This is a genomic window from Acidipropionibacterium jensenii (genome assembly GCF_005890135.1).
In the GTDB taxonomy this organism is placed as follows: Bacteria; Actinomycetota; Actinomycetes; order Propionibacteriales; family Propionibacteriaceae; genus Acidipropionibacterium; species Acidipropionibacterium jensenii.
This window is the reverse complement of the sequence record NZ_CP040635.1, coordinates 2,602,748-2,622,356: the sequence shown is the minus strand read 5'-3', so window position 1 is coordinate 2,622,356 and position 19,609 is coordinate 2,602,748. Positions and strand designations below refer to the sequence as shown.

At 68.4% G+C, this 19,609-nt stretch carries 17 protein-coding genes; 15 read left to right on the top strand and 2 right to left on the bottom strand.

The genetic code is table 11. The annotated features are described in order from the left end of the window. Positions 1-6 precede the first annotated feature (6 nt). The 12 genes from priA to thrC all read left to right on the top strand — a co-directional run bounded on the left by priA (position 7) and on the right by thrC (position 13,146). Entirely contained in the window at positions 7-750 is a 744-nt protein-coding gene (priA, locus tag FEZ32_RS11750) for a bifunctional 1-(5-phosphoribosyl)-5-((5-phosphoribosylamino)methylideneamino)imidazole-4-carboxamide isomerase/phosphoribosylanthranilate isomerase PriA (protein WP_028702549.1), read from the top strand. Positions 751-917: 167 nt separating this feature from the next. Then, positions 918-1,715: a YebC/PmpR family DNA-binding transcriptional regulator gene (locus tag FEZ32_RS11745; RefSeq protein ID WP_028702548.1), complete on the top strand. Its 798-nt coding sequence runs from the start codon at positions 918-920 to the stop codon at positions 1,713-1,715. A 98-nt stretch (positions 1,716-1,813) separates the two neighbouring features. Next, complete coding sequence (gene ruvC / locus FEZ32_RS11740) at positions 1,814-2,362, top strand: crossover junction endodeoxyribonuclease RuvC (protein ID WP_028702547.1); 549 nt, start codon at positions 1,814-1,816, stop codon at positions 2,360-2,362. Then, positions 2,359-2,973, top strand: coding sequence for a Holliday junction branch migration protein RuvA (gene ruvA / locus FEZ32_RS11735; RefSeq protein ID WP_138680665.1), 615 nt, complete (start codon positions 2,359-2,361; stop codon positions 2,971-2,973). The genes ruvC and ruvA overlap by 4 nt, the downstream gene beginning before the upstream one ends. A gap of 100 nt (positions 2,974-3,073) precedes the next feature. Next, positions 3,074-4,117, top strand: coding sequence for a Holliday junction branch migration DNA helicase RuvB (ruvB, locus tag FEZ32_RS11730; RefSeq protein ID WP_028702545.1), 1,044 nt, complete (start codon positions 3,074-3,076; stop codon positions 4,115-4,117). A gap of 108 nt (positions 4,118-4,225) precedes the next feature. After that, positions 4,226-4,687, top strand: coding sequence for a preprotein translocase subunit YajC (yajC, locus tag FEZ32_RS11725; RefSeq protein WP_051238150.1), 462 nt, complete (start codon positions 4,226-4,228; stop codon positions 4,685-4,687). 134 nt (positions 4,688-4,821) lie between these two features. Further along, complete coding sequence (secD, locus tag FEZ32_RS11720; protein ID WP_097799859.1) at positions 4,822-6,483, top strand: protein translocase subunit SecD; 1,662 nt, start codon at positions 4,822-4,824, stop codon at positions 6,481-6,483. 1 nt (position 6,484) lies between these two features. Then, positions 6,485-7,624, top strand: a complete 1,140-nt coding sequence (gene secF, locus FEZ32_RS11715) for a protein translocase subunit SecF (RefSeq protein WP_138680664.1) — start codon at positions 6,485-6,487, stop codon at positions 7,622-7,624. Further along, positions 7,621-8,157 carry an adenine phosphoribosyltransferase gene (locus FEZ32_RS11710; protein WP_028702542.1) on the top strand — a complete coding sequence of 179 codons (537 nt, stop codon included), beginning with the start codon at positions 7,621-7,623 and terminating at the stop codon, positions 8,155-8,157. The genes secF and FEZ32_RS11710 overlap by 4 nt, the downstream gene beginning before the upstream one ends. Before the next feature lie 13 nt (positions 8,158-8,170). Further along, positions 8,171-9,256 carry a potassium channel family protein gene (locus FEZ32_RS11705; RefSeq protein WP_138680663.1) on the top strand — a complete coding sequence of 362 codons (1,086 nt, stop codon included), beginning with the start codon at positions 8,171-8,173 and terminating at the stop codon, positions 9,254-9,256. A gap of 54 nt (positions 9,257-9,310) precedes the next feature. Further along, positions 9,311-11,635 carry a RelA/SpoT family protein gene (locus FEZ32_RS11700; RefSeq protein WP_138680662.1) on the top strand — a complete coding sequence of 775 codons (2,325 nt, stop codon included), beginning with the start codon at positions 9,311-9,313 and terminating at the stop codon, positions 11,633-11,635. Between the two features lie 77 nt (positions 11,636-11,712). After that, positions 11,713-13,146, top strand: a complete 1,434-nt coding sequence (gene thrC / locus FEZ32_RS11695; RefSeq protein ID WP_028702539.1) for a threonine synthase — start codon at positions 11,713-11,715, stop codon at positions 13,144-13,146. A gap of 9 nt (positions 13,147-13,155) precedes the next feature. Here thrC and FEZ32_RS11690 read toward each other — a convergent pair whose 3' ends face one another. Further along, positions 13,156-14,439, bottom strand: a complete 1,284-nt coding sequence (locus FEZ32_RS11690) for a DUF349 domain-containing protein (protein ID WP_036980929.1) — start codon at positions 14,437-14,439, stop codon at positions 13,156-13,158. Here FEZ32_RS11690 and FEZ32_RS11685 point away from each other — a divergent pair. From FEZ32_RS11685 to FEZ32_RS11675, 3 genes are all read left to right on the top strand, one after another. Beyond that, entirely contained in the window at positions 14,432-15,106 is a 675-nt protein-coding gene (locus tag FEZ32_RS11685; RefSeq protein ID WP_138680938.1) for an MBL fold metallo-hydrolase, read from the top strand. The two genes, FEZ32_RS11690 and FEZ32_RS11685, sit on opposite strands and share 8 nt — an antisense overlap. Before the next feature lie 143 nt (positions 15,107-15,249). Beyond that, positions 15,250-16,608 carry a histidine--tRNA ligase gene (gene hisS / locus FEZ32_RS11680; RefSeq protein WP_138680661.1) on the top strand — a complete coding sequence of 453 codons (1,359 nt, stop codon included), beginning with the start codon at positions 15,250-15,252 and terminating at the stop codon, positions 16,606-16,608. A gap of 348 nt (positions 16,609-16,956) precedes the next feature. After that, entirely contained in the window at positions 16,957-17,850 is an 894-nt protein-coding gene (locus tag FEZ32_RS11675; protein ID WP_175415785.1) for a DUF222 domain-containing protein, read from the top strand. 827 nt (positions 17,851-18,677) lie between these two features. Here FEZ32_RS11675 and FEZ32_RS11670 read toward each other — a convergent pair. Beyond that, positions 18,678-19,520 carry a cation diffusion facilitator family transporter gene (locus FEZ32_RS11670; protein WP_232020957.1) on the bottom strand — a complete coding sequence of 281 codons (843 nt, stop codon included), beginning with the start codon at positions 19,518-19,520 and terminating at the stop codon, positions 18,678-18,680. Positions 19,521-19,609: the final 89 nt, after the last annotated feature.

The following is a 19,609-nucleotide window of genomic DNA, read 5'->3' as shown; positions in this document are numbered from 1 at the left end:
CGAGACGTGACTGAGGAACTGATTCTGCTTCCAGCTGTCGACGTCCAGGACGGTCAGGCCGTCCAGCTCCAGCAAGGGGTGGCCGGCACCCAGAAGGTCTTCGGGGACCCCCTGGAGGCGGCCCGGAGATGGCAGACCCAGGGAGCCCAGTGGATCCATCTGGTCGATCTGGACGCCGCCTTCGGCCGGGGTTCGAACACCGAACTGATCCGCCGGGTGGTAGGCGAGATGGGGATCAATGTCGAGGTCTCCGGCGGTATCCGCGACCAGGCCAGCCTGGACGCGGCCCTGGCGGCCGGGGCCAGCCGGGTCAACATCGGCACCGCCGCCCTGGAGAACCCGCAGTGGTGCGACGAGGCGGTGGCCCAGTTCGGCGACCGGGTGGCGATCGGCCTGGACGTCCGCGGGGACCGGCTGGCGGCCCGCGGCTGGACCCAGGAGGGCGGTCGGCTGCTCGAGGTGCTGGCCCGCCTGGAGGAGGCCGGCTGCCGCCGTTACGTGGTCACCGACGTCAACAGCGACGGGATGCTCACCGGCCCCAACTACGAACTACTGGGTCAGGTGTGCGCCCGCACCCAGGGCAAGGTGGTCGCCTCCGGCGGGATCTCCACCCTGGAGGACCTGCGTCGGCTGCGCGGACTGGTGCCGATCGGCGTCGAGGGCGCGATCGTCGGCACCGCCCTGTACCTGGGCAATTTCACCCTGCCCGACGCCATGACGGTCTGCCGGGGGCAGTCCGCCCGGGTCTGAGCGACCCTCCAGACCCCGGTGTAAACTAAAGGGTCGTTCGCGCGGGGAGGATTCCGCGCCGGTTTCGGGTGCTGCTCCGCAGCAGTGCCGAAGTCGGGTGCTGCTCCGCAGCAGCGCCGAAGTCATCGAACTGTGCACATCCACTTCAGACATCAGGAGGCGCGTCCATGAGCGGTCACTCCAAGTGGGCCACCACGAAGCACAAGAAGGCGGCCATCGACGCCAAGCGCGGCAAGCTGTTCGCCAAACTGGTCAAGAGCATCGAGGTCTCGGCCCGGGTGGGAGGAGGAGACCCGTCGGGCAACCCGACCCTCTTCGACGCCATCCAGAAGGCGAAGAAGAACTCGGTCCCCAATGACAACATCAACCGCGCCGTCAAGCGCGGATCCGGTGCGGGCTCCGACGCGGTGTCCTACGAGACGATCATGTACGAGGCCTACGGCCCGGCCGGGATCGCGATCCTCATCGAGTGCCTCACCGACAACCGCAACCGCGCCGTCTCCGACGTGCGGGTGGCGGTCACCCGCAACGGCGGCACGATGGCCGACGGCGGGTCGGTCCAGCGGCTCTTCCAGCGCAAGGGGGTCGTCGAGGTCCCCAAGAGCTATGACGTCGAGGAGGGCCGCCGGACGGTGACCAGAACGGTCAGCGAGGACGACCTGCTCGAGGCCACCCTGGAGGCCGAGCCCGAGGACATCGTCGACGACGGCGACTCCTTCGAGATCATCTCCGACCCCAATGTGGTGGTCGAGGTCCGCAAGGCCGTCCAGGCCGCCGGCATCGACTACGACTCCGCCGAGGTCTCCTTCCGCGCCGACTTCGAGCAGCCCGTCGACGTCGACGACGCCCGCAAGCTGTTCAAGATCCTGGACGCCGTCGACGACCTGGACGACGTCCAGAACGTCTTCTCCAATGCCGACGTCACCCCCGAGGTGGCTGCCGCCATCGACGAGGACGAGGACTGACCGGTACGCCGGAGCCCTCGCCGGGTCGTGGGCCCGGGCGCGGGCCGGTGCAGAGGCTCAACCGGGTCACCGCCTCCGACCGCCGGCTGATGCGGGTGATGGGGGTCGATCCCGGCCTGACCCGGTGCGGGGTGGCCCTGGTCGAGGGCGGTTACGGCCGCCAGCTGAGACTGGTGGCCGTCGGCGTCATCCGCACCCCGGCTGACCAGGACACCTCCCGCCGGTTGCTGCACATCCACGACGAGCTGGAGGAGTGGTGCACCACCTACCGCCCCGACCAGGTGGCCATCGAGAGGGTCTTCGCCCAGCACAACAGGTCCACCGTGACCGGCACCGCACAGGCCGCCGGGCTGGCGATGGTGGTGGGGGCCCGGCACGGACTTCCGGTCGCCCTGCACACCCCCAGTGAGGTCAAGGCGGCGATTTCCGGGTCGGGTCGGGCCGACAAGTCCCAGGTGGGGCTGATGGTGGCCCGTGTCCTGCACCTGGACAAGGCCCCCCGACCCGCCGACGCCGCCGACGCGGTGGCCCTGGCGATCTGCCAGATCTGGCGCGGCGGGGCCGACCAGCGTCTGCAGGCCGCGGCCGAGGCCCAGCGGGCCGTCACCGGGCGCAGAGCCCGTTCATGGAAGGATCTGGCACGTTGATCTCGCATCTTCGCGGCACCGTCTCCACCGCCGGCCCCACCTGGGTGGTGCTGGACATCTCGGGGGTGGGCCTGCGGGTGAGCTGCCCGCCGGCCACCGCGGCCGCCGCCCGGACCGGCTCCCAGCTGGCCCTGGAGACCAGCCTGGTGGTCCGGGAGGACTCGATGACCCTGCACGGGTTCGTCTCCGCCGCGGACCGGGACGCCTTCGAACTGGTCCAGACCGCCTCGGGGGTCGGACCGAAACTCGCGATGGCGATGCTGTCGGTCCTGGACGCCGACCAGCTGGCAGCCGCCCTGGCGGGAGAGGACGCCGCCGCACTGTGCCGGGTGCCCGGTATCGGACGCAAGGGCGCCGCAAAGCTCATCCTGGAGCTCAAGGACCGCGCCCCGATGATCTCCTCGGGGGCCGCTGCCGCCGGAGGAGCCCCGGCCGCGGTGCCGGGCGCCGAACCCTGGCGGGAACAGGTGGTCGACGGACTCACCGGTCTGGGCTGGTCGACCCGCGACGCCGAACGGGCCGCCGAGTCGGTGGCCGGGATGCGCACCGAGGATCCCGACGTCTCGATCGGGGTCCTCATGAGGGCGGCCCTCAGAAGCCTCGCCAGCTGAGCCGCCCGGCCGGCCCCAGCACGCCGGGGGAGTGTCGGTGCCGTTGACTATCGTGATCTCTGAGCGGCCCGCTGCGGCCGCCTGAGGAGGAAGAGGGGTAATGGAGAACTCGCCGGTCGATCCCTGGGCCGAGCCACCCGAGAAGGCCGAGGAGGCTGCTCTTCGGCCCGGTGCACTGGCCGATTTCCGCGGCCAGCCACGGGTCTCCAACCAGCTGGGACTGGTGCTGGAGGCCGCCCGGGCACGCCAGACCACCCCCGACCATGTCCTGCTGTCGGGACCCCCCGGGCTGGGCAAGACCACCCTGGCGATGATCATCGCCGCCGAGATGGGTGCTCCGATCCGGATCTCCTCGGGTCCGGCGATCCAGCACGCCGGCGACCTGGCCGCCATCCTCTCCTCGCTGGTTCCCGGCGAGGTGTTCTTCCTCGACGAGATCCACCGGATGTCCAAGCCCACCGAGGAGATGCTCTACCTGGCGATGGAGGACTTCCGGGTCGACGTGGTGGTGGGCAAGGGGCCCGGCGCCACCGCCATCCCGATCGACATCCCGCCCTTCACCCTGGTCGGTGCCACCACCCGGGCGGGTCTGCTGCCCGGCCCGCTGCGCGACCGGTTCGGCTTCACCGCCCAGCTGGAGTTCTACGACCCAGCCGATCTGGAGGACATCATCACCCGCTCGGCCGGCGTCCTGGGGGTGGACCTGGCGGCCGACACCGCGGCCACCATCGCGGGTCGGTCCCGGGGGACGCCGCGGATCGCCAACCGGCTGCTGCGCCGGGTCCGCGACTACGCCGAGGTCAACATCGGGTCGGGACCGGTGAGCCCGGCCAGCGCCGCTGCCGCCCTGGACCTCTACGAGGTCGACCCGCTCGGCCTGGACCGGCTGGACCGGGCCGTGCTGGACGCCGTCTGCGTCAAGTTCGGCGGCGGACCGGTCGGCCTGTCGACCCTGGCGATCAGCGTGGGGGAGGAGCCGCAGACCGTCGAGGAGGTGGCCGAGCCCTTCCTGGTGAGACTGGGCTTCCTGATGCGCACCCCGCGCGGCCGGGTGGCCACCGACCGGGCCTGGACCCATCTGGGTCTGACCCCTCCGGACCGCTCGGACTCCAGTACCTCGGCCAGCGAGGCCGGGCTGTTCTGAGCCGGTTCGGGCCGTCTCCCAGCTGCCCCACAGCGAACGCGGGAGGAATCCGTTGGTCCGGACAGGTACCATGTCCGGGGCAATCGTGATTCAAGAAAAGGACTTTACATGCCACTCCTCGCCGGCCTTGGCGGCCTCATGCCGATGGTCATCATCCTCATCGTCTTCCTGGGGCTGATGAGTTTCACCACGCGTCGAAACATGAAGAAGCAGCAGGCCGCCCGCAAGGACATGGAGAACTCGATGGTGGAGGGAGCCCGGGTGATGCTCACCAGCGGCATCTTCGGCACCCTCACCCACGTCGGTGACAAGCAGGCCATCGTCGAGCTCGCCCCCGGTGCCGAGATCGTCGTCGTCAAGCAGGCCATCAACAAGGTCGTCAGTCCCGCCGACGAGGAGTTCTCCTTCGCCGGTGAGACCGCAGAGCCGGCTCCGGTGGACTCCGCCGCACCGCAGGTCGCCCCCGTCGAGACCGCCCCCGTTGAGTCAGCGGCCGCTGAGTCCGGGGATCCGGTCGCCGCCCAGAGCGCGACCGGCGATCCCACCACCGAGAACAAGCCCTCGGAGTAGTCTTCCGGCCGGGAACTCCCGACCCACCTCTCACGCAGGAGGCGACAGCCAGACGGCTGCGCCTCCTGACCACCGACCAAGGACTCCGATACGTGGCTAGTACTCAGCGCAAGCCCCACCCAGGCAGGACACTCATCATCTTCCTGGTGGTCATCGCCGCGATGTACGGGTTGATGGCCGCCACCCACTCCTGGTCCCCGCGGCTCGGCCTGGACCTCAAGGGTGGCACCACGATCACCCTGACGGCCCGGACCAGCGACGGCAAGGCGCCGTCATCGGCCAATCTCGAGCAGGCCCGCAACATCATTCAGCAGCGGGTCAACTCACTCGGGGTGGGGGAGTCCTCGGTCAAGACCTCCGGCGACCGCAACATCGTCGTCTCGGCGCCCAATGTGAACTCCGACAAGCTGCTGGAGATGGTCGGTCAGACCGCCCAGCTGGGGTTCCGCTTCGTCTACGCCGAGCAGCAGGTGCAGGCGACCCCGTCCGCCAGCGGATCGGCCGGATCCACCGCCCAGGCGCCGGCGCCGAGCGGCCTGCCGACCGCCCCCTCGACGGTGGTTCCCACCGCCACCGGGCTGCCCAGCGCCCCGGCCAGCTCGAAGGCCTCGGCGAAGACCTACTCGCCCACCGACGCCGGTGCCCAGGCCAACCAGGTGAAGGCCGCGCAGGCCTGGCAGCCCACTGAGGCCGATCAGCAGGCCTTCACCGATCACAAGTGCGGCCAGAACGTCACCGCTCAGGACGGTGACGCGCTGGTGACCTGCAACCGCGAGGGGAACATGAAGTTCCTGCTCTCCCCGGTGGCACTGCCCGGAACCCTGGTCACCAAGGCCACCGCCGGCATCCCCGAGGGCAACGTCTCCTACGTCGTGAACCTCACCTTCAACTCGATCGGTGCGACGAGCTTCGGCACCGCGACGACCTACCTGTGCTCCAAGCAGAGCCCGCAGAACCAGTTCGCGGTGGTCCTGGACGGCAAGGTGATCTCCTACCCCCAGCTGGACGGCAACAAGGGCACGTCGTGCCCCATCACCACCGGCCAGGCGGAGATCTCCGGCAGTTTCACCCAGCAGTCCGCCGATGAACTGGCCAGCATCCTCAAGTACGGCGCCCTGCCGCTGTCCTTCACCGCCTCCAGCGTCGACACCGTCTCGCCCACCCTCGGTGGCGAGCAGCTGCGGGTCGGCCTGATCGCCGGCCTCGTCGGCCTGCTGCTGGTGGCCGCCTACTGCATCATCTACTACCGCGGTCTGGGGCTGGTGGTGATCAGCTCCCTGCTGATCGCCGGAGCCTTCACCTACGCGGCCGTCGTGCTGCTCGGGGATTCCATGGGATTCACCCTGTCACTGGCCGGGGTCGCCGGCGCCATCGTGGCGATCGGCATCACCGCCGACTCCTTCATCGTCTACTTCGAACGGATCCGTGACGAGATACGCGAGGGCCGCACCCTGCGCACCTCGCTGAGCACCGGGTGGCGCAAGGCCCGCGGCACCATTGCGATGGCCGACGGCGTCCAGCTGCTGTCGGCGGTCATCCTGTTCATCCTCTCGGTCGACCAGGTCAAGGGGTTCGCCTTCACCCTGGGGCTGACCACCGCGATCGACCTGCTGATCTGCTTCTTCTTCACCCATCCGATCATGCTGGTCCTCGGCCGGACCAAGTTCTGGGGTCGAGGACGACGAGGATCGGGTCTGGAACCCGCGCACATGGGGGTCAGCGAGGCCCAGCTGCTGGGCCGACGCGCTCACCGCCTGGCTTCCACCACTGCCCACCTCGACCAGAAGGAGGCCTGAGATGGCTGAGCGCAAGACCGGCTTCGCCCATGCGCTGTACACCGGCGCGATCTCCTACTCCTTCGTCGGACGGCGCAAGGTCTGGTACATCCTCTCCGCGGTGCTCATCGCGATCTCCGTCCTCGGACTGGCGGTCCGCGGACTCAACCTGGGTATCGACTTCCGCGGCGGCGTGGAGTTCAACGCCCCGGTGGCGGTGAGCGCCGGGACCACCGACACGGTGCGCTCGGCGGTGACCTCCTCGGGGGTCTCCGACCTGGACGGCACCGAGGTCGTCACCGTGGGGTCTGACTACGTCCGGGTGCAGACCCGCCCGCTCAGCCCCTCCGAGACGGTGACGATCCGCGAGGCCCTCGCCCGCGCCACCCACGCCGACTCCGGTGCGGTCACCTACTCCAATGTCGGCGCCCAGTGGGGCCAGCAGATCACCAACAAGGGGCTCCAGGCCCTGGCGGTGTTCCTGGTCCTGGTGATGCTGCTGATCTGGATCTACTTCCGCGAGTGGAAGATGTCGGTCTCGGCGGTGATCGCCATGCTCCACGACATCATCGTGACGGTCGGCGTCTACGCCCTGGTCGGCTTCACCGTCACCCCCTCGACCCTCATCGGGGTGCTCACCATCCTGGGCTACTCGCTGTACGACACGGTGGTGGTCTTCGACAAGGTCCGTGAGAACACCGCCGATCTGAACAGTCGTGACATCACCTACTCCGAGGGAGCCAACCGGGCCGTCAACCAGGTCCTGGTCCGGTCCATCAACACCACGATCATCGGCGTCCTGCCGGTGGCCGCGCTGCTCTTCGCCGGTGCCTTCCTGCTCGGCTCGGGACCCCTGGAGGATCTCGGCCTGGCCCTGTTCGTCGGCATGATCGTCGGCGCCTACTCGTCGATCTTCATCGCCACCCCGATCCTGGCTCAGCTGCGCGAGCGCGAGCCGGAGGTTCACGCACACACCGAGGCGGTGCTGCGGCGCCGCGCCAAGGCCGCCCAGGACGCCCCGAAGGTGAGCGCCCAGACGGTCCGGACCGAGGCGGCCGGCGTCGCCGACCTGCCCGAGTCGGTCCCGGGGGCCGATGCCCCGTCCGGATCCTCGAACCGGTCCCAGAACCCTCGCACCACCCGATCGCAGAGGAAGAAATGACCGCCAGCAACGCCGACCTGATCGCCGGTCTGATCCGTTCCGTTCCCGACTTCCCGAAGCCCGGGGTGGACTTCAAGGACATCACCCCGCTGCTGGGAAGCCCCAACGGCTTCTCGGCGGCGATCGAGGAGCTGGTTCGGGCGGCCCCCGAGGATCTGGACGTGGTGGTCGGCATCGAGGCCCGCGGATTCGTCTTCGCGGCCCCGGTGGCACTGGCCCTGGGGGTCGGCTTCGTGCCGGTCCGCAAGCCGGGCAAGCTGCCCTGCGAGGTCTTCTCGAAGAGCTTCGACCTGGAGTACGGCCGGGAGACCCTCACCATCCACCAGGACGCCATCCCGAGCGGCTCCCGGGTGATGATCGTCGACGACATCCTCGCCACCGGCGGCACCCTGGCCGCCACCGCCGGACTGCTCGGCCAGCTCGGGGTGGAGCTGGCCCAGGTCTCGGTGCTGATGGAACTGGAGGCCCTGGGCGGGCGCCGGGTGCTCCAGGATGCCGGCATCGACCACTTCCACGCCATCGTGAAGGGCTGAACGGGGCCCCGTCATGTCCCAGGAGCAACCGCTCGACCAGACCAGTCGCCAGTTGAGGCGACGGGCCATGGTGAGCATGCCCTTCAAGGCCCACAGCCCCCTGGTGGAGCTGGGACGCCGGGCGCTGCTGGCACTGGTCCTGATGGGGATCAGCACGGTCATCGTCTACGTCGACCGGGGCTCCTACATCGACAACGTCACCCACCAGCCGATCACCTTCATCGACGCCCTGTACTACTCGACGGTCACCGTCACCACCACCGGCTACGGAGACATCACCCCACTCACCCCGTGGGCGCGGCTCATCAGCGCCATCGTCGTCACCCCGCTGAGGATCGGATTCCTGGTCCTGCTGGTCGGGGCCACCCTGGAGGTGCTCGCCAATGAGGGCCGGCGGGGCCTGCGAGACGCCAGTTGGAGAAGGCATATGCGCAATCACACCGTCGTCATCGGCTATGGCACCAAGGGACGCAGCGCCATCGCGACGCTGCTCAACCACGACCTCCCCTCGGACCGGATCGTCGTGATCGACGCCAAGGGGACCGCGGTCGCCGAGGCCAACCGGCACGGACTGGCCGCCTTCGAGGGGGACGCCACCCGCCGCGACCTGCTGCGCCGCGCCGAGGTCGCCAAGGCCCGTGAGGTGATCATCACCCTGCCTCGCGACGACACCGCCATCCTCACCACCCTCACCGTGCGCCAGCTCAACGCCCGCTGCCACATCGTGGTCGCCGGCCGCGAGGAGGAGAACCTGCCCCTGCTGCGCGAGTCCGGGGCCAATGCGGTGGTCACCTCCGCCGACGCGGTGGGACGACTGCTGGGCCTGACCACCGTCAACCCGCACGTCGGCGAGGTGGTCGACGACCTCATCTCCAGCGCCCACGGGATGGAGGTCATCCAGCGGATGGTCAGCGCCAACGAGGTGGGGGCACGCCCCTCCGACATCGTCAACGAGAGGGTCCTTGCGGTGGTCCGCAACGGGACGCTGCGCAACTTCTACGACCCCACCCTCGACAAGTTGAAGGCCGGCGACTCGGTGATCGTGGTTCGCCGTGCGCTGACCCGGCACCGGGCAACTCCTCAGCCACCGCACAGTTGAGAAGGAGGGCACTAGACTGGCGCCCACCCCACGGGCTGCACAAGGAGGTCCATCGTGGCTGAGGAGAGCGTCTACGGGCCCTACGGCACCGGACACGGTGCCCCCGGGCGGGTGCGTCCCCAGCCTGCCGAGGGGACGCCGCAGCCCAGAATGAGGATGCGCGAGAGGATCGTCCGCTGGCGCGCCCCCAAGGCGCCCGCCCAGGCGGTCCTCGATCCCCTCATCTCGACCGTCCTGGCCTCCCACGCCGGCTCCGACATCGCCCTGCTGGAACGGGCCTATGAGACCGCTGACCACTACCACCGCGGCCAGACCCGCAAGTCCGGGGACCCCTACATCACCCACCCGCTGGCGGTGGCGATGATCCTCGCCGAGCTCGGGATGGACGACCAGACGCTGTGCGCGGGCCTGCTCCACGACACCGTCGAGGACACCTCGTACACGATGGAGCAGCTCACCGCCGACTTCGGCGAGGAGGTCGCCCTGCTGGTCGACGGCGTCACCAAGCTCGACAAGGTGCAGTACGGCTCCTCGGCGAAGGCCGAGACGATCCGCAAGATGGTCATCGCGATGAGCCGCGACATCCGGGTGCTGGTGATCAAACTCGCCGACCGGCTGCACAACATGCGGACCATCGGCTTCCTTCGCCCCGACAAGCAGAACCGGATCGCCCGCGAGACCCTGGAGATCTTCGCCCCGCTGGCCCACCGACTCGGCGTCAACGCCATCAAGTGGGAGCTTGAGGACCTGGCCTTCTCCACCACCCAGCCGAAGGTCTACGACGAGATCGTCCACCTGGTCGCCGAGCAGGCCCCGCAGCGGGAGAAGCAGCTCAAGGAGGTCATCGAGATCGTCCGCCAGGACCTGGCCGACGCCGGGATCAGGGCGACCGTCTACGGACGTCCGAAGCACTACTACTCGATCTACCAGAAGATGGTGGTGCGCGGCCGCGACTTCTCCGACATCTACGACCTGGTCGGGCTGCGGATCCTGGTGGACTCCCCCCGCGACTGTTATGCCGCCCTCGGTGTGATGCACGTCCGGTGGAACCCCCTCCCGGGGCGTTTCAAGGACTACATCGCGATGCCGAAGTACAACATGTACCAGTCCCTGCACACCACCGTGCTGGGGCCCGGCGGGCGTCCGGTGGAGCTGCAGATCCGCACCCACGAGATGCACCAGCGCGCCGAGTACGGTGTCGCCGCCCACTGGAAGTACAAGGAGAACCCCAACTCGGTGGGCAAGGGGGTCCAGCCCGACGGGGCCGAGCTGTCCTGGGTGCACAGCCTCAACCAGTGGTCGCGGGAGGAGTCCGACCCCAGCGAGTTCCTCGACTCCCTGAGGTTCGAGATCAACTCCACCGAGGTCTACGTCTTCACCCCCAGGGGAGACGTGATGTCACTGCCCCAGGGAGCCACCCCGGTCGACTTCGCCTACTCGGTGCACACCGAGGTGGGCCACCACTGCATCGGCGCCCGGGTCAACGGGAAGCTGGTGCCCCTGGACACCCAGCTGGCCAACGGCGACATGGTCGATGTGCTGACCTCCCACGCCCCCGACGCCGGGCCGAGCCGCGACTGGCTGAGCTTCGTCACCAGCCCGCGGGCCCGCTCGAAGATCAAGGCCCACTTCACCCGGGAACGCCGCGAGGAGTCCATCGAGGCGGGCAAGGAGTCGATCGCCAAGCAGATCCGGCACAACCGGATGCACATCCAGCAGCTGCTCACCGTGGAGTACCTCACCGCGGTCGCCGATGACCTCAAGGTCGGCGACATCAACTCCCTCTATGCCGCGGTGGGGGAGCACAACATCGGCCCCCAGGCGGTGGTCGAGAGGCTCATCGCACTGGGCGGAGGGGTCGAGGAGACCCGTGCCGAGCAGGAGGAGGACGCCGCCGTCGAGGTGGCTGCGCGTCCGCACCGCCGGCACACCGAGGCCGGTGTGGAGGTGGACGGCCAGCCCGACATGCTGGTGAAGCTGGCCCGCTGCTGCACCCCGCTGCCCGGCGACGCCATCATGGGCTTCGTGACCCGCTCCGACGGGGTCTCGGTGCACCGCACCGACTGCAGCAACGCCAAACACCTGCTCCAGTACCCCGAGCGGATCGTCCCGGTGTCCTGGGCCGGGGAGGCCGACGAGGGGTATGTCGTCACCGTCCAGGTGGAGGGGTTGGACCGCTCCGGTCTGCTCTTCGACACCTCGAAGATCCTCGCCGAGCAGGGGGTCTCGATCCTGTCGGCCAATGTCAGCGCCTCGAAGAACCATCTGGCTCGGCTCAAGCTCACCTTCGAGTCACCCGATCCCACCCATCTCAAGCACCTGGTCGAGTCGATCCGCCGGATCTCCGGTGTCTACGACGTCTTCCGCGTCAAGTCCTGATCGCGGGACCCGTCGCGATCGGGGCCACGTCCTGAGCGAGGGGCGGGCACTCCGGCCGGGTGGGTAGGGTTTGCGACGTGCGTTATCTCTCCACCCGCGGACTGCCCGACGACCCCCGGCCCGGATTCTGGGACATCCTCCTGGAGGGGCTGGCCCCCGACGGGGGCCTCTACCTGCCGCAGAACTACCCGCAGGCCGACGACCAGACCCTCGACCGGTGGCGGCATGTCCTGGCCACCGAGGGCTACCCGGGGCTGGCCCAGGCGGTGCTGTCCCTGTTCATCGACGGGATCGACCCCGCCGACCTGCGTCGGCTGTGCGAGCTGGCCTACGGGCCGGGGGTGTTCTCCAGCCCCGAGGTGGTCCCGGTCTCCGAGCTGGACGGCGGCCTGTGGCTGGCCCACCTGTCGGGAGGCCCGACGGCGGCCTTCAAGGACATCGCCATGCAGCTGCTCGGCCGGCTCTTCGAGTTCGAGCTCGGCCGGCGCGGTCGGGGGCTGACGATCCTGGGCGCCACCAGCGGTGACACCGGTTCGGCCGCCGAGTACGCGATGCGCGGGCTGGCTGGGATCCGGGTCTTCATGCTCACCCCGGCCGGGCGGATGACCCCCTTCCAGCAGGCCCAGATGTTCAGTCTGGACGACCCGTCGATCGTCAACATCGCCGTCGACGGCGTCTTCGACGACTGCCAGGACCTGGTCAAGGAGGTCTCGGCGGACCTGGCGTTCAAGCACCGCTACGAGATCGGCGCGGTGAACTCGATCAACTGGGCCCGGCTGGTCGCCCAGGTGGTGTACTACGTCGCGGCCTGGCTGCGGGTCTCGACCACCGGTGGTCCGGTCTCCTTCGCGGTGCCCACCGGCAACTTCGGCGACATCATGGCCGGCCATGTGGCCCGGATGATGGGCCTGCCGATCGACACCCTGGTGCTGGCCACCAATGAGAACGACGTCCTCGACGAGTTCTTCCACACCGGCGTCTACCGGGTCCGCTCGGCCGCCGAGACGAGGGCCACGTCCTCGCCCAGCATGGACATCTCCAAGGCCTCGAACTTCGAACGGTTCGTCTTCGACCTGCTCGGACGCGACGCCGGAAGGGTCCGCGAGCTGTTCGCCGACAGGCTGGTGGCCGAGGGGATGTTCGACCTGTCGGGGACACCCGAGTTCCAGACCCTCAGGCAGCGGTTCGGTCTGGTCTCGGGATCCTCGCGTCATGCCGACCGGCTGGCCGCGATCGCCGATGTGGACCGTCGTGACGGCGTCCTCATCGACCCGCACACCGCCGATGCGGTGACGGTGGCCCGTCGGCACGTCCAGCCGGGGGTGCCGATGATCGTGCTGGAGACGGCCCTGCCGGTGAAGTTCGCCGCCACCATCGAGGAGGCGGTGGGACGCCGTCCCGAGCGCCCCGCCCGGTTCGACGGGCTGGAGGACCGGCCCCGCCACGTCGTCGAGATGCCCGACGACGTGGCGACCCTCAAGGCGCTGATCGCCGAACGGGTCAGCCGCTGAAGCAGCAGGTCAGGCGGTGAAGTCGTCCAGGGTCTTGCGGGCCTGGTCCAGCCAGCTCTGGTAGGTCTGGACGGACTCGCGGGCCTTGCGGGCGTCGGCGTCCTTGCCGGCCGCCTCGGCCTTCTCGGCGTCGGCGGTGAGCTTGTCGATCTGGGACTGGAGCATCGTGACGGTCTCCTCGGCCCGCTCGCGGGCCTGAGGATCGGTGCGCTTCCACTCGGCCTGCTCGGCGGAGTGGACCTTCTCCTCCAGGTCGCGCACCCGGGCGTCGATCCGGCGGATCGCGTCGCGCGGAACCTTGCCGATCTCGTTGAACCGGTCGAGGAAGGAGCGGAACTGCTCCTTGGCGGCGTTGATGTCGCTGATCGGCAGGATCTGCTTCTCGGCGGCCTCCAGGAGGGTCTCCTTGGCCTCCTGATTGCCCCGGAACTCCTCATCCTGCTGGCTCATTGCGGCGGTCCGGGCGTCGAAGAAGGTGTCCTGGATCTTGCGGAACTTCTTCCACAGCGCGTCATCGACCTCGCGGGGCGCCGGGCCGGCGGCCTTCCAGCGGGCCATCAGGTCGCGGAAGTCCCGCGCGGTGGGCCCCCACTCGGTGGAGGTGGCCAGCGGGGCCGCCTCCTCGATGATGGCCTCCTTGATCTTGCGGGCATCCTCGCGTTTCGCGTTCTGCTCGGCGAACTGGGCCTTGCGACGCCTGGTGTAGGTGGTCCTGGCGCTGGAGAACCGGTGCCACAGCTCGTCGTCGGTGGTCCGGTCGATCCGGGGGAGCTTCTTCCACTCGTCGAGCAGGTTCCGGAACTTCGTGACCCCGCCGCGCCAGTCGGTGCCGGCCGCGATCTGCTCTGCCCGGCCGACCATCTCCTCCTTGGCCTGGCGTGCCTTGGCCTGGGCATCGGCCTTCTCCTCGCGGCGGCTGGCGGCGCGGGCCTCGATGTCGGGGGTCAGCGCGTCCAGCCGTGCGGCCAGCGAGGCCAGGTCGCCCACCGCGTTGGCCTCAAGGATCGATGTGCGCAGCTTCGCGGCGGCCTGGCGGGCGTTCTCGGGGGACAACCGGCCGGACTTCAACCTCGACTCCAGCAATCCCACCTCCGTCTCCAGGGAGTTGTAGCGTCTGACGAAGAACGCGATCGCCTCCTCGCCGGACACATCCGGGACCTGCCCAACGGCCCGCTCCCCATCAGGGGTGCGGACATAGACGGTTCCGTCCTCATCGACTCGACCGAATGACTGCGGACCTGCAACCTGACTCATGAGGGCCATCTTGCCCGATATTGTGGCGGTTGTGCTCATCGTCTCCTTCGTCACCGGCCCCTGGCAGGCCAACTGCTACCTCGTGGCGGCCGGACCCGGAAGCGACTGCGTCGTCGTCGACCCCGGTGTCGGGGCCCTCGAGATGCTTTCCCGGGCGCTGTCGGAGCACCAGCTCCGGCCGGCTGCGGTGGCGGTGACCCACGGTCACATCGACCATGTCGGGTCGGCCCGCGAGATCTGCCGTGACTACCGCATTCCGGTGCTGTGCCCGGTCGACGACCGCAACCTGCTGTCGGACCCGATGGCCGCGCTGATGCCCGAGGCCGCCCCCCTCATCGAGCAGTTCTACGGCACCACCACTCTGGAGGAGCCCGATGAGGTCGTCGATGTGGCTCCCGACTCCCACCACGAGCTGGCCGGTTTCGACCTGCAGTTCCTGCACGCCCCCGGTCACACCCCGGGATGCTCGATGATCCGACTGGTCGACGAGCAGTACGGACCGATCATGATGTCGGGGGACGTCGTCTTCGCCGGATCGGTGGGGCGCACCGACATGCCCGAGGGCGACCCCTCGGTGATGGCCACCAGCCTCGCCCGTGTGGTGGGCGCCCTCGATGACAGGACCCACCTGCTGCCCGGTCACGGACCGGCGACCACGATGGACCAGGAGCGCAGGACCAACCCGTACCTCCAGGGCCTGGGCTGATCCGGCCGCAGTTGCGCCGGCACCCCGGGCCGTGGGCCATCGACGCCATCCACGATCCCGGCTTCTAGACTGACCATCTCAGGTCGTACCGCCCCTACTCATCGTCAACCCGATCTCATCTCCCAGATCAGAAGGAATCCTTCATGCCCCGCCTCAAGCCGTTGTCCGGTTTCCCCGAGTTCTTGCCCCAGGGACAGATGGTGGAGAACCACGTCGTCCGGATTCTTGAGGAGACCTTCGAGCTCCACGGGTTCGCCCCCATCACCACCCGGGCGGTCGAGACGATGGAGTCGCTGACCCGCAAGGGGGAGATCGACAAGGAGGTCTACGTGGTGAGTCGGCTGCAGGCCGATGAGCACGACTCCCATCGCGACAAGGACCAGCTCGGTCTGCACTTCGATCTCACGGTGCCCTTCGCCCGCTATGTGCTGGAGAATGCCGGACACCTGGACTTCCCCTTCCGCCGCTACCAGATCCAGAAGGTGTGGCGGGGTGAGAGGCCCCAGGAGGGCCGCTACCGCGAGTTCAGCCAGGCCGACATCGACATCGTCGGCTCCGAGACGCTGGCCGAGCACCACGACGTCGAGGCCCCCCTGGTGATGCTGGAGGCCCTCGAGAGGCTGCACACCGAGCTGGGATTCCCGCCGGTGCTGATGCACGTCAACAACCGCAAGCTCTCCGAGGGGTTCTACCGGGGGCTGGGTATCGAGGAGCCCGCCGGCGTCCTCCAGCGGGTCGACAAGTACGACAAGATCGGGCCCGAGGCGGTCCACGAGCTGCTCACCGAGGAGCTCGGGCTGAGCGACCACCAGGCCGACAAGTGCGTGGCGCTGGCCGGGATCTGCTCGGCCGACCACTCCTTCATCGACCAGGTGCGCGATCTCGGGGTGTCCAACGAGATGCTGGAGGAAGGGCTGGACTCCCTGAACCGGGTCGTCACCGCAGTGAACAGGGCGGTGCCGGGCCGGATGGTCGCCGACCTCAAGATCGCCCGTGGCCTGGACTACTACACGGGCACCGTCTACGAGACCGAGCTGGTCGGTCACGAGTCGATGGGGTCGGTGTCCTCGGGCGGCCGCTACGACTCCCTGGCCTCCGACGGCAAGCACACCTACCCGGGGGTGGGCATCTCGCTGGGCCTCACCCGCCTGCTGGCGCCGGTGATCTCCAAGGGGCAGCTCACCTCCACCCGGACGGTGCCCAGCGCGGTGCTGGTGGCGGTGAACACCGAGGAGGAGAGGGGCGTCTCCGAGGATGTGGCGCGGTCCCTGCGCGCCCGGGGCATCGCCTGCGAGGTGGCGCCCAGGGCCGACAAGTACGGCAAGCAGATCAAGCACGCCGACCGGCGGGGGATCCCCTTCGTGTGGTTCCCGGGACGACTTGGCCAAGTGGGGTCCGACCAGGTCAAGGACATCCGTTCCGGTGACCAGGTCGACGCCGACTCCGCGGCCTGGCAGCCCCCGGCAGATGACCTGCACCCAGGCGTTGTCGGCCAGTGGTGAGCTGATTTCGCAGTCCGATCCTTCTGCTGGAGAATAGTTCCAGAGATTGTCCGCATTCTGAGATCAACGGGTTTCTGGGAGTCAGAAGTGTCAGTGGTCGTTGGTGTAATTGATCCATGGACACCGAACCACTTGATGACTGGGCAGGAGGAATTGCCGTCCGGTCGGCCAGGAAACGTCTGGCCAATGCGCAGAGAATAGTTCGACGGGCCGAGGTGGAGAAGTTTCGCGCGGTGCTCGAGATGATCGACATGTGGGCCCTTCCCGACAGGCTGGGGGGTCGAACATCCAGCGGCCGAGCGCCGTGTCCCGGTGGGGGCTGCAGGTGCCGGGGAGGTTGGGCAGTTCGTGGCCCTGGAGGTCGCGGCTGCTCTGGGAGTCTCCGAACCGGTGGCATGGCGGTTGGTGCATGATGCTGCGAGCCTGCGTTCCCGCCACCCGGTGATGTGGCAGGCGGTTCAGGATCTGCACCTGGAGGTGTGGCAGGCTCGCAGGATCGTGTCGGCCTGCCGGGAGCTCGGTCTGGACGGTGCTCTGGAGGTGGACCGAAAACTGTCGCACCACTGGGATTCAGGAGTGGGATTCAGCAGGATCGAGAAGAAGGCCCGGGGATACATCGTCACAGCCGACAAGGCCTTGGCCCTCAAGAAGGCCAGGGAGGCCCGGGCCGAGAAGTATGTGAGGATCAGGCACAACGGTGACTCCACATCCATGGTGTTCGCCAGGATCGGCACGAAATCGGCGCTGCACCTGGAGGATTCCCTGGGGCGACTGGCAGATCACCTGATTGCCGAGGGCGCCCAGGATTCTCTGCCATTTCTCAGGGCTGTGGCAATGGAGATGATGGCCACCCCCTATCTTCCCGAGGGCGACGGCGGGGAGGGTTCCGACGACAGCCGCGGTGGTTCACGGACCGGTGTCTTCTCGAGCGCGAGCCCGGCGCCGGTGCTGCCGCTGGCCGATGTGGTGGTGCACATCAGTGCCGAGGACCTCGACCCCACGACGTGGGCCGGCAGGCTCGCGGAGGTGACAACCCGTGGCGGTGATGTGGGGCCGGTGCTGGTGAGCCAGCTGGCCGATCTGCTGGGGCACTTCAGGATCCGGGCGATCCCGGTCATCGATCTCAACCAGGACCTGTCCTTCGACGGCTACCGGATCCCGACCCGGATGAGGATGCAGATGCAGATTCGGGAGGACACCTCGGTGTTCCCCCAACTCGAGTCTCAGATCGTGGACCTGTGATCTGGACCACACCGAGCCGTACCGGCCCGGCGGCCGCGATGGTCCAGCTGCTGGGGGCCAGACGCGAACCTCCAACCTCGGCCCGCTCTCCCGATCCGAGCATCGAGCCAAGACCGCGGGGTCCTGGACTGTCGTCCAGCCTGCCCAGGGCCTCTACCTGTGGACCTCGCCCACCGGTATGCGCTTCGCCGTTGTCAACGGTCACACCCACCGACTCGCGAGCAGAGCAGAAGACCGGCCTGTCGCACCGGAGAAGTGACGGGCCGGGATCACGATCGGCTCGACGTCACGGTGAAGGGCCCGGCGAACATCCACCGGGTCCGCTGTGACTGTGCCCGAGTGTCGACGACGCTTGAAGATGCGGGCAGCGACCACGCGGCAAGCCTCGGTGGCCAGACCAGGTCCTCATCAGGGGCGTTCACAGCAGGAACTGAGCCAGCCTTCATGGCGTGATCCTGGATGGGTGTGGTCGAGTTTGGGTGCGTGTACTGCCCCGAAGTCGACCAGACCTCGCGTCGCGGACGCAGTTCCTTTGCTGGGCACCGGGTTGAGCCGGGCCGTCGACGATCAGTGGTGAGGCGAACAGCCTTCGGGACATGGCTGGATGTTGAGTGTGGCTGGCTCGTGGTGAGTGGTCCTGATCCCGGGAGGGCTACAGGGTGTGGTCGAGTTTGGGTGCGTCTATTGCGCCGAAGTCGACCAGACCTCTGTTATCGGACAGAAGCGGTCCGCTGGGCGACCTCGCGACTCGGTCGACCGGTGCCGATGAGGGGTGACGTCGAGACACGGCCGACACACGGCAGAACCGCGGGCGAGTACCCCAAGGATCAGTGGCGCAGCCGCTCGTGGTCCCGGTGCTGCGGTGAGTCGATCTGGACGGTGGAGTGGGTGACGGGCACCGGGAAGTGCGAGGCCACACAGTCCTCCAGAGCGTGGACGATCAGCACACTTCCCGGCTCGTCGACCTCGGGGGCCACCGTCAGGTGGGCGGTGAGGGAGACATTTCCGGTGGAGATGGTCGTGACGTGGAGGTCGTGGACGTCGTCAACCCCCGGGATCGACAGGATGTGGTCGCGCACCATCGCCAGATCCAGACCCTCGGGAGTCTCCTCCATGAGGATGCGCAACGACCGTCTCAACAACACGACCGCCCGCGGTGCCATCAGCACGGCGATGAACAGGGAGGCCACCGCGTCACCGGTGTGCCAGCCGGTGGTGAGCGCCAGGATCGCCGCGACGATGACGGCCAGTGACCCGAGTGCGTCATTGGCCACCTCCAGGAAGGCCGCGCGCATGTTGAGGGAGTCCCCACGCCCCCCGGCCAGGATGAACAGGGACACGGCATTGGCGACCAGTCCGATGACTCCGATCGCCAGCATCGGCAACGGGTCCAGCGGCGTCGGGGATGCGAGCCGCTGGATCGCCTCCCAGGCGACCATCAGGCAGATGATCACCAGCATTCCGGCCTGGAGCGCGGCCGCGATGATCTCCGATCGCTCCCAGCCCCAGGTGTGCCGGTCGTCGCGGGGCCGGGCCATCAGCACGGTGGCGATCAGAGCCACCACCAACCCTGTGGAGTCCACCGCCATGTGTCCGGCATCGGCCGCCAGGGCCAGAGACCCGGAGATGGACGCACCGACCAGTTCGAGGACCAGGACGACTACGGTCACCGCCAGGGCGGCGGACAACCGCCTCCGCGAGACACCGTGCCCACCATGCTGGTGTCCTCCGTGCCGGTGCTCATCGCGCTGGTGTTCAT

What these genes read in the sequence shown, in the direction of transcription:
- FEZ32_RS11745 (WP_028702548.1), top strand. Translation starts at nt 918, where the DNA reads ATGAGCGGTCACTCCAAGTGGGCCACCACGAAGCACAAGAAGGCGGCC.
- FEZ32_RS11710 (WP_028702542.1), top strand. Translation starts at nt 7,621, where the DNA reads ATGACCGCCAGCAACGCCGACCTGATCGCCGGTCTGATCCGTTCCGTT.
- FEZ32_RS11690 (WP_036980929.1), bottom strand. Translation starts at nt 14,439, where the DNA reads ATGAGCACAACCGCCACAATATCGGGCAAGATGGCCCTCATGAGTCAG.
- ruvB (WP_028702545.1), top strand. Translation starts at nt 3,074, where the DNA reads ATGGAGAACTCGCCGGTCGATCCCTGGGCCGAGCCACCCGAGAAGGCC.
- hisS (WP_138680661.1), top strand. Translation starts at nt 15,250, where the DNA reads ATGCCCCGCCTCAAGCCGTTGTCCGGTTTCCCCGAGTTCTTGCCCCAG.
- FEZ32_RS11705 (WP_138680663.1), top strand. Translation starts at nt 8,171, where the DNA reads ATGTCCCAGGAGCAACCGCTCGACCAGACCAGTCGCCAGTTGAGGCGA.
- ruvC (WP_028702547.1), top strand. Translation starts at nt 1,814, where the DNA reads ATGGGGGTCGATCCCGGCCTGACCCGGTGCGGGGTGGCCCTGGTCGAG.
- secF (WP_138680664.1), top strand. Translation starts at nt 6,485, where the DNA reads ATGGCTGAGCGCAAGACCGGCTTCGCCCATGCGCTGTACACCGGCGCG.
- yajC (WP_051238150.1), top strand. Translation starts at nt 4,226, where the DNA reads ATGCCACTCCTCGCCGGCCTTGGCGGCCTCATGCCGATGGTCATCATC.